Here is a 15,908-nt window from a genome sequence, read left to right on the forward strand (position 1 = left end):
ATGACGCTCTCCTTATTGCTCGCGCTGATGACGGCGGCGGCGCTCGGCGCCGCGCTGTGGCCGCTCGTCCGCCGCACCGGACCCGGGCGCGGCGGCGACGATGCCGCCGTCTACCGTGACCAGCTCGACGAGATCGAGCGCGACCTCTCCCTCGGCGCCATCGGTCCGGCCGAGGCCGAGGCCGCCCGGGTCGAGGTGTCGCGCCGGCTGATCGCCGCCGCCGCGGCGGCCGCGAGCGCGCGCCCGGCGTCGCCGTCCGGCGGCGCGTCCGCGGCGCGCAAGGCGTCGGCCGCCGTGCTGGTCGCGCTGCCGCTCGCCGGGCTCGGCTGGTACCTGGTCACCGGATCGCCCGAGATGCCGGCGCAGCCGCTCGCCGAGCGGCTCGCCCGCCTGCATGCCGGCAAGAGCGGCGAGACCGACCAGAACGCCGCCATGGTCGCCATGGTGCCGAAGGTCGAGGCGCATCTGCGCAGCAATCCCGAGGACGGGCGCGGCTGGGCCGTGCTGGCGCCGGCCTATATGCGGCTCGAGCGCTTCGACGACGCCGTGAAGGCGTATCGCAACGCCATCCGGCTGCTCGGCGAGACCGGCGACCGGGTGGCCGATCTCGGCGAGGCGCTGACCGGCCAGGCCGGCGGCATCGTGACGCCGGCCGCCAAGGCGCAGTTCGAGCGCGCCCTGGTGATCGACCGCGAGCACGTCTCCGCCGCCTATTATCTCGGCCTCGCCGCCCAGCAGGCCGGCCGGCCCGACGAGGCGCGCACGATCTGGCAGGGGCTGCTGGCCCGGGCACCGGCCGACGCGCCGTGGACCGGCTTCGTCAAGACGGCGCTGTCGCAGCTCGATCGCGGCAACGTCGCGGCGCCGGGCGGCGTTCCCGACGACGTGCCGCAGGCCCTGACCGAAGACCAGAAGGCGATGGTGCGCGGCATGCTCGCCCAGCTCGCCGCCCGCCTCGAGAAGGACGGCTCCGACGTCGACGGCTGGCTGCGGCTGATCCGCTCCCACATGGTGATGCGCGATCTCGACCGGGCCCGCGCGGCGCTCGCCGACGCCCGCCGGGCGCTCGCCGGCATGCCCGACCGGCTGGTCCGGTTGGAGGCCGAAGCGAAGCCGTTGCGGCTCGATGCAGGCGCCTCGACCACGCCGGCGGCCCCTGTGTCCCCGGCCGGCCCGCGCGTCGGCGCGCCGGCGCAGGGGACCGGCATCGCGCTGCCGTCGCTGCCGGCGCCGGCCCGGCCGGGCACTGCGTCCGGCTCCGGCCCGGCCGCCGGCGAGCAGTCCGCCTCGGCCGGCGGCGGCGCCGACTACGACGAGACCATGCGGGGCCTGATCGAGCGCCTCGCCAAGAAGCTCGCGGCCGACGGCAGCGACGTCGACGGCTGGCTGCGCCTGGTGCGCACCCACGTCGCGCTCGGCGAGCGCGAGCGCGCGACCGCCGCCGCCGCCGACGCGCGAAGAGCGCTCGCCGGCGCGCCTGAAAAACTCGCTCGCATCGATGCCGTCGCGAAGGAGCTCGGGATTTCCGAGCCGCGACCCGCGTCCGGTTCCGGAGTCCTGCAATGACCCGCAAGCAGCGTCGTTTCGCCCTGATCGCCGGCGGTGTCGCCGTGCTGGCCGTGGCGGTCGGCCTCGTCCTCAACGCGCTCACCGACTCGATCGTGTTTTTCAACTCGCCGACCGACGTCGTCGAGAAGAAGGTGCAGCCCGGCACGCGGCTGCGCATCGGCGGCCTCGTCGCTCCCGGCTCGGTGGAGCTCGGCGAGAATCTGGCGGTGCGCTTCCAGGTGACCGACGGCGCCAACACCATCGCGGTCGCCTACAAGGGCATCCTGCCGGATCTGTTCCGCGAAGGGCAGGGCGTGATCGCCGAGGGTGTGCTCGACGGCTCCGGCGTCAAGGCCGACAGCGTGCTCGCCAAGCACGACGAGAAATACATGCCGCGCGAGGTCGCCGACGCGCTCAAGAAGCAGGGCCACTGGCAGGCCGACTACGACAAGGGCAAGGCGCCCGCCGCCGCGCCGGCCGCGGCACCCGGGCCGCAGTCGTCGGTGGCGACGCCCGCCGCCACGGGAGCCGCGACGCGATGATCCCGGAGCTCGGTCACTACGCTCTCGTGCTGGCGCTGGCGCTGGCGCTCGCCCAGGCGATCGTCCCGCTGGTCGGCGTGAAGACCGGCGACGACGCGCTCATGGCGGTGGCGACACCGACCGCGGTGGTCCAGTTCGGGTTCGTCGCGCTCGCCTTCGCGGCGCTCACCGCGAGCTACGTGGTCTCCGACTTCTCGGTCGAGAACGTCGCGGCGAACTCGCACTCGACCATGCCGCTCGTCTACAAGGTCACCAGCGTGTGGGGGAACCACGAGGGCTCGATGCTCCTGTGGGTGCTGATCCTCGCGCTGTTCGGGGCGCTGCTCGCGGCGCTCGGCCGCAACGTGCCGGCCGTGCTGCACGCCGCCGTGCTCTCCGTCCAGGCGATCGTCGCGGTCGCGTTCTACCTGTTCATCCTGCTCACCTCGAATCCATTCGCCCGCCTCGCCCAGCCGCCTTTCGAGGGCCGCGACCTCAACCCGATTCTCCAGGACATCGGCCTCGCGATCCATCCGCCGCTCCTCTACGTGGGCTATGTCGGCTTCTCGGTCGCCTTCTCGTTCGCGGCCGGGGCGCTGCTGATCGGCCGCATCGACGCGGCGTGGGCGCGCTTCGTGCGCCCGTGGATCCTGATCGCATGGATCTTCCTCACGCTCGGCATCGCGATGGGCTCCTATTGGGCTTATTACGAGCTCGGCTGGGGCGGCTGGTGGTTCTGGGATCCGGTCGAGAACGCCTCGCTGATGCCGTGGCTCGCCGGGACGGCGCTCCTTCATTCGGCGCTGGTGATGGAGAAGCGCGACGCCCTGAAGGTGTGGACGATTCTGCTCGCCATCCTCACCTTCTCGCTGTCGTTGATGGGCACGTTCCTGGTGCGCTCGGGCGTACTCACCTCGGTGCACTCCTTCGCCACCGATCCGACGCGCGGCGTCTTCATCCTCGGCATCCTGGTCGTCTTCATCGGCGGCTCGTTGACGCTGTTCGCCTGGCGCGCCCCGATGCTGCGGCAGGGCGGCCTGTTCGCGCCGGTGTCGCGCGAGGGCTCGCTGGTCTTCAACAACCTGTTCCTCACCACGGCCTGCGCCACCGTGTTCGTCGGCACGCTCTATCCGCTGGCGCTGGAGGCGCTGACGGGGGCGAAGATCTCGGTGGGCGCGCCGTTCTTCAACATGACCTTCCGCCCCCTGATGGTGCCGCTGCTGATCGCCGTGCCGTTCGGCCCGCTGCTCGCCTGGAAGCGCGGCGACCTCTTGGGCGTCGCGCAGCGGCTGGTCGCCGCCGCGGCCGTCGCCGTGCTGGCGCTCGTGATCACGTTCGCGGTGCAGGGCGGACCCGTGCTGGCGCCGCTCGGCATCGGCCTCGCCGCGTTCGTGATCATGGGCGCCGCGACCGACGTCGCCGAGCGCATCGGCCTGTTCCGCCTGCCGATCGGCACGACGTGGCGGCGGGCCGTCGGCCTGCCGCGCTCGGCCTGGGGCACCGCGCTCGGCCATGCCGGGCTCGGCGTGATGCTGCTCGGCATCGTCGGCGAATCCCAGTGGAACATCGAGCGCATCACGGCGATGAAGGCCGGCGATGTCGCCACCGTCGGGCGCTACGAGCTGGTGTTCGACGGGCTCGATCAGCGCGAGGGTCCGAACTACCGCGAGCTGTCGGTGCGCTTCTCGGTGCGCGAGGGCGGCGTGAAGATCGCGACGCTCTCGCCCGCCAAGCGCGCCTTCACGCATCGCGAGATGGCGACCACCGAGGCCGCGCTGATGCGCCACGGCGTCGGCCAGCTCTACGTCTCGCTCGGCGACCTCAACCCGGACGGCTCGGTCGCCGTGCGCGCCTACGACAAGCCGCTGGTGCTCCTGATCTGGATCGGCACCATCGTGATGTCGATCGGCGGCGGCCTGTCGCTGTCGGACCGCCGCCTGCGCGTCGGCGCGCCGCGCCCCTCCAAGGCGAGGCTCGCCGCCCAGCCGGCGGAGTGACCGCGATGAAGAAACGTCTGCCGCTTCTGGTCGTTCTCGCGCTGCTGATTGCGGCGCCGGCCCTCGCCGTGCAACCCGACGAGATGCTCAAGGATCCGGCGCAGGAGCAGCGGGCGCGCGACATCTCGCAGCACCTGCGTTGCCTGGTCTGCCAGAACCAGTCGATCGACGATTCCGACGCCGGGCTCGCCCGCGATCTGCGCCTCCTGGTGCGCGAGCGGATCGAGAAGGGCGACAGCAATGCCCAAGTGATCGACTATCTGGTCGCCCGCTACGGCGAGTTCGTGCTCTTGAAGCCGCGCTTCTCGCTGCAGACCGCGATCCTGTGGATCGCGCCCGCCCTGATCCTGCTCGCCGGCGCGATCGGCTTCGGCGTGATGCTGCACCGCCGCCGCGACGCCGCCGAGATGGCCGTCGCCGCCCCGCTCAGCGACGAGGAGAAGAAGAAGCTCGCCGAGCTGACGAAGGGATAGGGCCGCCGCCGTAGGGTGGGCAAAGGCGCGCGAGCGCCGTGCCCACGCGGTCGTCAGAAGCGGTCGTGAGTCGCGCGTGGCGGTCGTTGGTGGGCACGCTTTGCTTTGCCCACCCTACACACTACAGCCAACCCACCCGCCGGAACCACCAGAACAGCCCGCCGCAGGCGGTGAGGATGGCGGCGACCACGACGTAGTAGCCCCATTCCCATTCCAGCTCCGGCATGTGCTTGAAGTTCATGCCGTAGATGCCTGCGACCGCGGTCGGCACCGCGAGGATGGCGGCCCAGGCGGCGAGCCGCCGCGTGATCACGGTCTGCTGCATCTGCCCGACCATCAGGCCGGCCTCGAACGCGAAGGCGAGCACCTCGCGCAGCGTGTCGATCTCCGACTGGGTGCGCTTGATGTGGTCGGTGACGTCGCGGAAGAGCGGCTGCAGGTTCGGGTCGATGGCGGTGAGCTTGGAGTGCTCCAGTCGCTGGCACACGTCGACCAGCGGGCCGGCGGCGTTGCGCAGCCTCAAAAGGTCGCGGCGCAGCGTGTAGAGCCGCTCGATCGCCTCGGTGCCGAGGCTGTTCTCCAGCACCCGGTCCTCGATGCGCTCGACCTCCTCGGTGATCGCCTCCAGCACCGGGGCGTAGTTGTCGACGATGAAGTCGAGCACCGCATAGAGGATGTAGTCCTCGCCCTGGATCAGCATGTCGGGCGAGGCCTCGCAGCGCCGCCTGATGTCGGCATAGGAGCGCGAGGCGCCGTGACGCACGCTCACCACGTAGCCGTGGCCGACGAACAGGTGCGTCTCGCCGAAGGCGACGCGGCCGTCGACCATCTGGGCCGTGCGGGCGACGACGAACAGCGTGTCGCCGTACTGCTCGAGCTTGGGCTGCTGATGCGCCTTCTCGGCGTCCTCGATGGCGAGCGGGTGGAGGGCGAACTGTCGCTGGACGGTGGCGAGCAGCGCGTGGTCGGGCTCGTACAGGCCGATCCAGACGACGTGATCGGGGCGCTTCGCCCAGCTCCCGGCCTCCTCGACCGGAATGTCGGCGAGCCGCCGGCCGGCCCGATAGACGACCGCGTTGACCAGGCCGTGGATGTCGCCGTCGGGCCGATGCGGCGGGGTGAGCGCGGCAGTCGTGGGCGCGTCGCGCCGGTCCGGCAGGATCTCAGTCATGCTCGGTCTCCGCGGCCCGGCCGCCGACAGCCGCGATGTGTCGCGGCGGGAAGGCCAACCCGCCGGCGGATGGGCGTCGATGTAACCCGGCCCGGCACCGCCGCCAAGTCGCACCTTCGAGGGAGGCCTTGTTCTTGGCCAAGTAGTTGAAAGACAATATATTTTGTTTTTCTCGCAGATTACCGAGTTTTAATCCGGCGGTCAGCACGCGGTAATCCGGCGATCTCCATCTTCTCCGACGACGGTGATGCGGTTCGCGCCGCCGAACGAGCCGAACGACATGATCACGAACGATATGACGCCGAACGACATGATGCCGAACGACCTGAAGATGGAGCCTTCGATGAACGAGACCGAATCCCGGACCGGCAAGCTGCGCAGCCTGGTGTCGGCGCGGCGCCTCGCGCTGCTCGCGACGGTCGGCGCGCTCGGCGCCGGCGTGCTCTTCGTCAATCCCGATTTCGTGCCCGGCAACCGCCACTCGGCGCTGCTCGCCCCCGCCTACGCCCAGAACACGCAGCGCCCCGCCGGGTTCGCCGACATCGTCGACAAGGTGAAGCCGGCCGTGATCTCGGTGAAGGTCAAGGTCAGCGAGGACCGGCCGCGCATCGGCACCCGGGGCGAGGATCCGTTCGGCCAGGGCTCGCCCTTCGAGTTCTTCTTCCGCCGCTTCGGCGAGGGGCAGAACGGCCTGCCGGACCAGCCGCAGAACCCGCGCCGCCGGCAGTACTCGACCGGCCAGGGCTCCGGCTTCTTCATCACGCCGGACGGCTACGCCGTCACCAACAACCACGTGGTCGACAAGGCCGAGAGCGTCCAGGTGACCACCGACGACGGCAAGACCTACACGGCCAAGGTGATCGGCACCGATCCGCGCACCGATCTCGCGCTGATCAAGGTCGAGGGCCGCACCGACTTCCCGGCGGTCGCGCTCGGCGACAAGGCGCCGCGCATCGGCGACTGGGTGCTGGCCGTCGGCAATCCGTTCGGACTCGGCGGCACCGTCACGGCCGGCATCGTCTCGGCCCGCGGCCGCGACATCGGCGCCGGCCCCTACGACGACTTCCTGCAGATCGACGCGCCGGTCAATCGCGGCAACTCGGGCGGCCCGACCTTCGACATGGACGGCAACGTGATCGGCGTCAACACGGCGATCTTCTCGCCGTCCGGCGGCTCGGTCGGCATCGCCTTCGCGATCCCCGCCGACACGGTCCGCTCGGTGGTCGCCCAGCTCAAGGACAAGGGCAAGGTGTCGCGCGGCTGGATCGGTGTGCAGATCCAGTCGGTCACCGACGACATCGCCGACAGCCTCGGCCTCAAGACCGACCAGGGCGCGCTGGTCGCCGAGCCGCAGGCCGGCAGCCCGGCCGCCAAGGCCGGCATCAAGTCCGGTGACGTGATCACGGCCGTCAACGGCGAGCCCGTGAAGGACTCCAAGAACCTCGCCCGCACCATCGGCATGATGGCGCCTGGCACCACCGTGAAGCTCGACGTCTTCCGCAACGGCAAGACCGAGACGCTGAGCCTGACGCTCGGCGAGCTGCCCAAGGAACAGCGGCTCGCCTCGCGCGGCGACGGCGACGGCGAGCGCGCCGGCCGCAGCGGCGACACGAAGGTGCCGCGGCTCGGCCTGACGCTCGCCCCGGCCGGCGCGGTCGCCGGCGGCGGCAGCGAGGGCGTGGTCGTCACCCAGGTCGATCCCGACGGTGCGGCCGGCGATCGGCTGAAGACCGGCGACGTCATCCTCGACGTCGGCGGCATGACCGTGAGCTCCCCGGCCGACGTCCGCAAGGCGCTCGGCGAGGCCCAGACGGGCGGCAAGAAGACCGTCCTGATGCGCGTCAAGACCGGCCAGAACACCCGCTTCGTCGCGGTGCCCCTGGCCAAGGGCTGACCGCCGCCTCGGGGCGCTGCCGTCGGTCCTCGAGTCGCCCCGGCCCGGCAGCCCCCGAACACGGGACGGTCTCGGCCGTCCCGTCTGTCTTCGCGAACCGGGTCGGGCCCGCCCGCCCCGCTGCGGTCGACGGTTCCGGCATATCCTCGCCCCGCTGGGCCGTCGGTGGAGGGGACGGCGGTGCGCCGTCGTCCCCTTTCCGCGCTGCCCGGACGTCAAAATCGGGCGAATCCGATCCCCGGTGTGGTTGTCATGGCGTCGGGGGCTCGCTACTTCTCCGGATGGAGGCGGCCATGCCGTCGGTTCCCGTGTCGTCCGTATCCACGTCGTCGATGTCGCGGATGCCGGCCGTCGAGCCGCCGTCCGAGGCGGGGGCCGTCGCGGCCGACGCCAAGGTTCTCGCCATGCGCCTGTTGATCATCGAAGACGATCGCGACGCCGCCGACTATCTGGTCAAGGCGCTGCGCGAGGTCGGCCATGTGGCGGACCATGCCGCCGACGGCGAGGAGGGTCTGGCGCTCGCCGGCCACGAGGCCTACGACGTCCTGATCGTCGACCGGATGCTGCCCAAGCGCGACGGCCTCTCGGTCATCGGCGCGCTGCGCGCCAAGGGCATCACGGTGCCGGCCCTGATCCTGTCGGCGCTCGGTGCCGTCGACGATCGCGTCAAGGGGCTGCGCGCCGGCGGCGACGACTACCTCGCGAAGCCCTACTCGTTCGCCGAGCTGCTCGCCCGCATCGAGGTGCTGGCGCGGCGCCACGGCGGCCGCGAGGAGACCGTCTACCGGGTCGGCGATCTCGAGCTCGATCGCCTGTCGCATCGGGTCACCCGCGGCAAGGAGGAGATCGCCCTGCAGCCGCGCGAGTTCCGCCTGCTCGAATACCTGATGAAGCACGCCGGCCAGGTGGTCACCCGCACCATGCTGCTGGAGAACGTGTGGGACTATCACTTCGATCCCCAGACCAACGTGATCGACGTGCACGTCTCGCGCCTGCGCGGCAAGATCGACAAGGGGTTCGCGCAGCCGCTCCTCCACACGGTCCGCGGGGCCGGATACATGATCCGTGACGCGGCATCCGGCTAAGCGGCCCGTCGGTCATTCCGGGGCGCACCGAAGGTGCGAACCCGGAATCCAGCGGCACGCTCCGAGGATGTGGCTGGATTCCGGGTCCGGCGCGATGCGCCGGCCCGGACTGACATCGAACGATGGCTGCGGCCGGACATGACAAGCCTCGCTAAGCTCCTCAAGACCACGGTCTTCCGCCTCACCCTTCTGTATCTTCTGGTGATGGCGCTGTTCGCCGCGTTCCTGCTCGGCTATTTCGCCCTCAACACCCGGCGGCTGATGAACGAGCAGATCGTCCGCACGGTCGAGACCGAGACGGACGAACTCACCCGCCAATACGAGACCGCCGGCCTGCGCCGGCTCGTCTTCATCGTCGAGAGTCGTGGCAACCAGCCCGGCTCCAGCCTCTATCTCGTGACGACGCCGAACGGCGGCGGCATCGCCGGCAACGTCGCCTCGCTGGAGGCGGGCGTGATCGAGCGGTCCGGCTGGGTCGAGACGAGCTACCGGCGGCTGGAGGAGCCCGACGGCGGCGAGCACACGGCGCTCGTCAAGGTGACCGAGCTGCCCGGCGGCTTCCGCCTCCTGGTCGGTCGCGACCTCGCCGAGCGCGAGCACCTGTTCCGTATCGTCGCGACGGCGGGGCGCTGGTCGGTGGCGATCGTCGTGGTTCTCGGTCTCGTCGGCGGCGTCTTCGTCAGCCGCCGGGTGTTGCGCCGGATCGACGCGATGACCGACACGGCGCGCGTCATCATGGCGGGCGACCTCGCCGGGCGGCTCCCGGTCGCCGGCTCGGGCGACGAGCTCGACCGTCTGGCGACCAGCCTCAACACCATGCTGGAGCGCATCGAGACGCTGCTGCGCGGGCTGAAGGAGGTCACCGACAACGTCGCCCACGACCTCAAGACGCCGCTCACCCGGCTGCGCAACCGCAGCGAGGCGGCGCTGCGCCATGCCGCGAGCGAAGCCGACTACCGGCAGACGTTGGAGGCGGTGATCGAGGAGTCCGACGGGCTGATCCGCACCTTCGAGAGCCTCCTGATGATCGCCCGGGCCGAGTCCGGGGAGCCGCGCGCCGACATGGTGGTGTTCGACGCGGCCGCGATCGCCCGGGACGTCGGCGAGCTGTACGAGCCGCTCGCCGAGGAGAAGGGGCTGGCCCTGCGGGTCGAGGCGGCCGAGGCGGCGCCGGTATGCGCCAATCGTGAGCTGATCGGCCAGGCGCTGGCCAACCTGATCGACAACGCCATCAAGTACGCCGCCGAGGCGGACGCCGCGGACCGGGCCGCGGCGGCACCGCCGGCCGGGCTCCCGGTCGCGACGGGTGCCGGCGAACCGGAGCATGGGGCGACGCTGCTGGTCGAGGCTCCGACCGCGGTGCCGCCGATGTTTCCGCCACCCCCCGCCGACGTCGTGGTCGTCGCCGCCGCGGTCGGCGAACGCGTCGAGATCTCGGTCGCCGATCGCGGGCCCGGAATTGCGGCGGAGGACCGCTCCCGGGTGCTCGAACGCTTCGTTCGGCTCGAGAAGAGCCGCTCCAAGCCTGGCTCCGGGCTCGGATTGAGCCTTGCATCCGCGATCGCGCGGCTTCATGGAGGGGAACTGCGGCTGGAAGACAATGCGCCGGGTCTTCGGGTCGTCCTGTCCCTCCCTCGTGCGCAGCCCGCCTGAAGGATCTTCCGTGGCGAACCAGCCGGCAGCGATGGCCGTGGACGTGCAACCGGCGACGCTCGCGGAGCGCCTCGTGCGCGTCCCCCTCCTGGTCGATGCCGAGGCCGCCCGGACCGCCGTCGACGACTGGATCGCCGAGACGGGCGAGGCCGGCGCCGCCTTCGCGGCGGTCGCCGCGGCGCATCCGCTGGTCCGGGCACTGACCGAGGCGCTGGCCGACGGCTCGCCGTTCCTGTGGGAGCTGGTCCGGCGCGACCCGGCCGGCTTCGTCCGGCTGCTCGGGTCCGATCCGGACGCGCATCTGCGCGAGCGCATGTCGGAGACGTTCCGCGCCGTGGCGCAGGGCCGCGACGACGCCGAGGTGATGCGGCTCCTGCGGCGCCTCAAGGCCGAGGCGGCGCTCTTGATCGCGCTCGCCGACATCGGCGGGGTGTGGAAGCTGGAGCGGGTGACGCGGGCGCTGAGCGACCTCGCCGACACGGCCGTGAGGGCGGCGGTGCGCCACCTGCTGCTCTCCGCCATGCGGGCCGGCAAGCTGGTGCCGCGCGATCCCGACCACATCGAGGAGCATTGCGGTTACGTCGTCTTCGCCATGGGCAAGGGCGGCGCGCACGAGCTCAACTATTCGAGCGACATCGACCTGATCGTCTTCTACGACCCGGCGGCGCCGCTCGCCCCGGACATCGAGCCGGGTCCGCAATTCGTGCGGATGACCCGCACCCTCATCAAGCTGCTGCAGGAGCGCAACGGCGACGGCTACGTGTTCCGCGTCGACCTGCGCCTGCGGCCGGATCCGGCGTCGACCCAGGTCGCCGTCTCGGTGCCGGCGGCGCTCGACTACTACGAGAGCGTCGGCCAGAACTGGGAGCGCGCCGCCTTCATCAAAGCGCGGCCGGTCGCCGGTGACCTCGCCCTCGGCGGCCTCGTGCTGAAGGAGCTCACGCCGTTCGTCTGGCGCAAGTATCTCGACTTCGCGACGCTCGCCGACGTGCACGCGATGAAGCGCCAGATCCACGCCTACAAGGGGCACGGCGACATCGCGGTCGAGGGTCACAACGTCAAGCTCGGCCGCGGCGGCATCCGCGAGATCGAGTTCTTCGTGCAGACCCAGCAGCTCATCGCCGGCGGCCGCAATCCCGGCCTGCGCGGCCGCGAGACGCTGGAGATGCTGACCGCGCTCGCCGAGGGCGGCTGGATCGCGCCGGAGGCGGCGACCGAGCTCGCCTGTGCCTACCGGTTCCTGCGCGAGGTCGAGCACCGGCTGCAGATGGTCGCCGACGAGCAGACCCACAACCTGCCCTCCGACCGGCCGGCGCTGGAGCGCTTCGCCCGCTTCCTCGGTTACGAGAGCCGCGACGCCTTCGCGCACGCGCTGCTCGCCGAGCTGAACGTCGTGCAGCGCCATTACGGCGCGCTGTTCGAGCATGCCGCGCTGCGCGCCGCCGAGCAGCGCGGCCTCGCCTTCCCGCCCGACCGCGACGACAAGGAGACGCTCGACAAGCTCGGCGCCATGGGGTTCCGCACCCCGCTCGAGGTGTCGACGACGGTGCGGCGCTGGCTCTCCGGCGCGCCGCGGGGTCTGCGGGGCGAGGCGGCGCGCAGCCACTTCGCCCAGCTCGTGCCGATGCTGCTCGATCAGCTCGCGGCGGCCGAGAATCCCGACGGCGCCGTGCTCGCCTTCGATCATTTTCTCAACGGGCTGCACGGCGGCGCGCGGCTGTTCGCGCTGCTCAACCAGAATCCCGATCTGGTCGCGCTGGTCGGGTTGCTGCTCGGCACCGCGCCGCGCCTCGCCGACATTCTCGCGGCGCATCCGCAGGTGATGGACCCGCTGATCGACCCGGCCTTCTTCGGTGCGCTGCCCGACGCGGCGCGGCTCGACGAGGAGCTTCAGCGCTCGCTCGCCCAGGCGCGCTCCGACGAGGACTTCCTCGACCGCGTGCGGCTGTTCGGCCAGGAGCACATGTTCCTGATCGGCGCCCGCATCCTCTCGGGCACCGTGTCGGCCGTGCAGGCCGGTGACGCCTTCGCCGGTCTCGCCGACGTCGTCATCGAGACGCTGCACCGGTCCGTCGAGACGAGCTTCTCGCGGACCTACGGCCGCATCCCGAAGGGCGAGAGCGCCGTGCTCGCGATGGGCAAGCTCGGCGGCCGCGAGATGACGGCGTCGTCCGATCTCGACCTGATCGTGATCTACGACTTCGACGAGCAGCATCCCGAATCCGACGGCGATCGCTCGCTGTACGGCAGTCAGTACTTCGCCCGCTTCACCCAGCGGCTGATCAATGCGCTCACCACCCAGACCAATCACGGCCGGCTCTACGAGGTCGACATGCGGCTGCGGCCGTCCGGCCGCTCCGGGCCGGTCGCCACCTCGCTCGTCGCCTTCCGCGACTATCAGCGCAGCGAGGCGTGGACCTGGGAGCACATGGCGCTGACCCGCGCCCGCGTCGTGTCGGCGTCACCGGCCTTCGCGCGCGCCGTCGAGCAGGCGATCCGCGCCGTGCTGTGCGTGCCGCGCGACCCGAAGACCATCGCGGGCGACGTCGTCGAGATGCGCCGCGCCATCGCGGCCGAGAAGGGCGACGGCGAGCGCTGGAACCTCAAATACGTGGCCGGCGGGCTCGTCGACATCGAGTTCGTCGCCCAGTATCTCCAGCTCGTCCACGCCGCGAAGTCGCCGACGATCCTCGACACCTCGACCATCCGGGTGCTGGAGAAGGCCGCTCGGCTCGGCTTCCTCTCGGTCGAGGACGCCGAGGTTCTGCGCCCCGCGGCGCGCCTCTATCACGATCTCACCCATGTGTTGCGGCTGTGCCTCCCCGGCGCCTTCGAGCCCGAGAAGGCCGGCGCCGGCCTGCTCGCGCTGCTCACCCGCGCCGCCGACGTGCCCGACTTCGCCACCCTGGAGGCGCATCTCGCCGAGACCCGGGAGCGCGTGCGCGCGAGCTTCGTGCGGGTGCTCGGCGAGGCGCCGTGAAGACGGCGAGCCGCACGGACCACGATCCGGCGAACGCGACGAGCGAAATGTGGCGATGGCTGTCGAAGCCGCGCCGCGGTCTCGTCGAGCCGTTCACCCGGCGCTGCGCACCGGCGTGGGGGGGTCGCGGTCCTTGCTGTAGAGCGCGGCGTCGAAGCGGCGGGCTGCCGCCTGCAGGGCGTCGATGCCGGCGCTCGGCTTGCGCGTCCCCCCGATCGGCAGCCGCACCACCACGATCGTGCCCTTGTTGGGCGTCGAGCGCAGCCGCATGGAGCCGTGGTGCAGCTCGACCAGCGACTTGGAGATGGCGAGGCCGAGGCCCGATCCCTGGTGGCTCTTGGTGAACTGGTCCTCGACCTGCTCGAACGGCCGGCCGAGCCGGGCCAGCGCCTGGCGCGTGATGCCGATGCCGGTGTCGGCGATGGCGATGACGACGTCGTCGCCGCTGCGCCGTCCATGCACCCGCACCTCGCCGCCGTCCGGCGTGAACTTCACGGCGTTGGAAAGGAGGTTGAGCACCACCTGCTTGACGGCGCGGCGGTCGGCGACGAGGCCGATGCCCGGCGCGATGCACGCGGTGACGGTGAGCGCCTTGTCGTGGGCCCGCTTCGACACCACCCGGATCGCCTCGCCCAGGATGCGGTCGGCGTCGACCGGCTCGAAGTCGAGGCGGAGCCGCCCCGCCTCGATGCGCGACATGTCGAGGATGTCGTTGATGACGTCGAGCAGGTACTGGCCGCTCTCGCGGATGTCGCGGCAATACTCGTCGTAGCGGTCGACGCCGAGCGGGCCGAACAGCCGCGCCTCCATGATCTCCGAGAAGCCGATGATGGCGTTGAGCGGCGTTCGCAGCTCGTGGCTCATGTTGGCGAGGAACTTCGACTTGGCCTGATTGGCGTCCTCGGCCCGGGTCTTCTCGGCGGCGTATTTCTCGGCGAGCTCGGAGAGCTGGCGCGCCTGGGTCTGCAGCGCCTGCTGGGAGTTGCGCAGATCGTTGATGGTCGCCATCAGGCGCCGCTCGCTCTCGATCAGCTTCTCCTCGTGGCGCTTGATCTTGGTGATGTCGGTGCCGACCGAGACGTAGCCGCCGTCCTTGGTGCGGCGCTCGCTGATCTGCAGCCAGCGGCCGTCGTCGAGCTGCGCCTCGAAGGTGCGGCCGTCGGCCGTGGCGCCGTTCTCGGCCACGATGGTGCGAACCACGTGCTGGCTGCCGGCGGCGAGCACGGCCTCGTAGGAGGTGCCGGCGACCACGGCCGAGTCCGACAGGTTGTACAGCTCCTGGAAGTTGGAGTTGCACATCACGAGCCGGTTCTCGGCGTCCCACAGCACGAAGGCTTCCGGAACTGTCTCGATGGCGTCGCGCAGGCGGATGTCCGCGGCGACCGTCTTCTCGACCAGGCTCTTCTGCTCGGTGATGTCGACCGCGATGCCGATCAGATGCACGCCGCCGTCGTCCTGGCGAATGATCTCGCAGCGCACCCGGAGCCACACCCAGTCGCCGCTGGCGTGACGCATCCGGAAGGCACGGTCGATCGCCCGGGTCTGACCCTCGGCGATCTGGGCGGCGAGCCCGGCGAGGTCGACGTCCTGCGGATTGACCAGTGCCTCCAGATCCTCGAACTCCAGCAGCTCGTCGCGGCACGCGATGCCGAGAATCGCGAACATCGAATGCGACCAGAAGATCCGCCCCGAGGCGAGATCCCAGTCCCACAGGCCGCAGCGGCCGCGGTTGAGCGCCGTGTCGATGCGATGGCGCACCGTGTCGTGGATCAGGTCGGCCTCGCGGGCTCGCATCGCCTGCCAGTGGAAGGCGAAGCCGAGAATCAGCACGACGAAGCCGGTGGTGGCCGAGAGCGTCACCGTCATGGCCGTGTCGGAGCGCCATCCGGCGGTGGCGTTCGCGGTCGGCATGATCAGCAGCATCCGGCCGAGCGGGGCGGGGAGGTCGCGCACCGTGACGAGCCCGCGGCCGCCCTCGGCGAGGTCGCTCTCGACCACGCTGCCGCGGCGCCCGAGCAGCGCCGTCCCGGCGACCGGCACGGCGAGCTCGGCGATGCGGCGGCCGCGGCCGCGCTCCGGTGGCGTCGAGGCGATCACCGCACCGGCCGCATTGGCGACGAAGAGGTCGCGGTCGCGCAGGATCGGGTCGGCGCCGATGGCCGCCGTCACCTCCTCCTGCAGACGGCTCGGCGCCGCCGCCAGGGCGATCGTCTCGAGCCGGTTTCCCATCACGGCGGCGACGAGCTCGAGCTCGTCGGCCGCCTCGGCGACGGCGCGCCGATGATTGTCGCGGATCTGCACCGCGGCGCCCGTGGCGATCGTGATCAGGAAGACGACGATGAGAACCGGAACCGCCCGGCGAAGCACGGGCTCGGCGATCAGCAGTCGGCGATACGCGGGCTTGGCGACGCTCTGCGCCAGAGCCTTGATGGAATCGGTACTCGCCGACGCGCTCGCACCGTGAGCGGGCGCCATCGCCAGCCTCCGTTCGGAACAGTCCTGAGAAAGTGTCGGAAGGATGTGCCGCATCTCCCCGAACGGCGGCATTTGAATCGAATATTAACGATTTGTCGAGAGTCCCCGAAT

The 15,908-nt window shown here is 71.0% G+C and carries 10 protein-coding genes; 8 read left to right on the plus strand and 2 right to left on the minus strand.

The window, feature by feature from the left end:
- The 4 genes from ccmI to ACFSOX_RS14795 are packed head-to-tail and all read left to right on the plus strand — an operon-like array spanning nucleotide 1 to nucleotide 4,539.
- Entirely contained in the window at nucleotides 1-1,566 is a 1,566-nt protein-coding gene (gene ccmI / locus ACFSOX_RS14780) for a c-type cytochrome biogenesis protein CcmI (RefSeq protein WP_378478579.1), read from the plus strand.
- Nucleotides 1,563-2,090, plus strand: coding sequence for a cytochrome c maturation protein CcmE (gene ccmE, locus ACFSOX_RS14785; RefSeq protein ID WP_378478580.1), 528 nt, complete (start codon nucleotides 1,563-1,565; stop codon nucleotides 2,088-2,090). The genes ccmI and ccmE overlap by 4 nt, the downstream gene beginning before the upstream one ends.
- Nucleotides 2,087-4,066: a heme lyase CcmF/NrfE family subunit gene (locus tag ACFSOX_RS14790; protein WP_378478581.1), complete on the plus strand. Its 1,980-nt coding sequence runs from the start codon at nucleotides 2,087-2,089 to the stop codon at nucleotides 4,064-4,066. Before ccmE ends, ACFSOX_RS14790 begins: the two co-directional genes overlap by 4 nt.
- 5 nt (nucleotides 4,067-4,071) lie before the next feature.
- A complete protein-coding gene (locus tag ACFSOX_RS14795) occupies nucleotides 4,072-4,539 on the plus strand; it encodes a cytochrome c-type biogenesis protein (protein WP_378478582.1) in 468 nt (155 codons plus the stop codon).
- A 121-nt stretch (nucleotides 4,540-4,660) separates the two neighbouring features.
- Here ACFSOX_RS14795 and corA read toward each other — a convergent pair whose 3' ends face one another.
- Complete coding sequence (corA, locus tag ACFSOX_RS14800; RefSeq protein WP_378478583.1) at nucleotides 4,661-5,710, minus strand: magnesium/cobalt transporter CorA; 1,050 nt, start codon at nucleotides 5,708-5,710, stop codon at nucleotides 4,661-4,663.
- A 280-nt stretch (nucleotides 5,711-5,990) separates the two neighbouring features.
- Between corA and ACFSOX_RS14805 the strand changes: the two genes are divergently transcribed.
- From ACFSOX_RS14805 to ACFSOX_RS14820, 4 genes are all read left to right on the plus strand, one after another.
- Entirely contained in the window at nucleotides 5,991-7,604 is a 1,614-nt protein-coding gene (locus tag ACFSOX_RS14805; protein ID WP_378478584.1) for a Do family serine endopeptidase, read from the plus strand.
- A gap of 404 nt (nucleotides 7,605-8,008) precedes the next feature.
- Complete coding sequence (locus ACFSOX_RS14810) at nucleotides 8,009-8,689, plus strand: response regulator transcription factor (RefSeq protein ID WP_378478665.1); 681 nt, start codon at nucleotides 8,009-8,011, stop codon at nucleotides 8,687-8,689.
- A 138-nt stretch (nucleotides 8,690-8,827) separates the two neighbouring features.
- Complete coding sequence (locus ACFSOX_RS14815) at nucleotides 8,828-10,342, plus strand: sensor histidine kinase (protein ID WP_378478585.1); 1,515 nt, start codon at nucleotides 8,828-8,830, stop codon at nucleotides 10,340-10,342.
- Nucleotides 10,343-10,373: 31 nt separating this feature from the next.
- Nucleotides 10,374-13,322, plus strand: coding sequence for a bifunctional [glutamine synthetase] adenylyltransferase/[glutamine synthetase]-adenylyl-L-tyrosine phosphorylase (locus ACFSOX_RS14820; protein WP_378478666.1), 2,949 nt, complete (start codon nucleotides 10,374-10,376; stop codon nucleotides 13,320-13,322).
- 93 nt (nucleotides 13,323-13,415) lie between these two features.
- Here ACFSOX_RS14820 and ACFSOX_RS14825 read toward each other — a convergent pair whose 3' ends face one another.
- Nucleotides 13,416-15,797 carry a sensor histidine kinase gene (locus ACFSOX_RS14825; protein WP_378478586.1) on the minus strand — a complete coding sequence of 794 codons (2,382 nt, stop codon included), beginning with the start codon at nucleotides 15,795-15,797 and terminating at the stop codon, nucleotides 13,416-13,418.
- Nucleotides 15,798-15,908: the final 111 nt, after the last annotated feature.

Source organism: Rhodoplanes azumiensis (assembly GCF_042682915.1).
Taxonomy (GTDB): Bacteria; Pseudomonadota; Alphaproteobacteria; order Rhizobiales; family Xanthobacteraceae; genus Rhodoplanes; species Rhodoplanes azumiensis.